Source organism: Acinetobacter sp. 2JN-4 (genome assembly GCF_003687745.1).
Taxonomy (GTDB): Bacteria; Pseudomonadota; Gammaproteobacteria; order Pseudomonadales; family Moraxellaceae; genus Acinetobacter; species Acinetobacter halotolerans.
This window is the reverse complement of the sequence record NZ_RDNY01000033.1, coordinates 1-306: the sequence shown is the minus strand read 5'-3', so window position 1 is coordinate 306 and position 306 is coordinate 1. Positions and strand designations below refer to the sequence as shown.

1 protein-coding gene is annotated in these 306 nt (G+C 41.2%); it reads right to left on the bottom strand.

The genetic code is table 11. From position 1 onward, the window contains the following. A partial coding sequence (locus EAH57_RS15845) for a phage portal protein (RefSeq protein WP_147440135.1) occupies nt 1-306 on the bottom strand: 306 nt, incomplete at both ends.

The following is a 306-nucleotide window of genomic DNA, read 5'->3' as shown; positions in this document are numbered from 1 at the left end:
CTTCGCGTGGGTCCATGTCTTCTAGTTCCCTAGCATCGTTTGGACATAAAAAACCCCAGTTGATACCGATCGCATATGACTCATATCTGGTTTTCAAATCACCGCGGATCAATGCTCCTGCATTGAATTTGGCATAATATTTATTTTGTTCACTTGGTTTGATCAAACCGACTTTGATACGTGACTCAATACGCGTCATATAAGGGACAAGTGAATAACTCACAAAGGACATACCCATGTGCTCAATATTATTCAGTGTCATTTTTTCCAACATGCCTGCTAAATGCGGAGGCACACGATACAAAG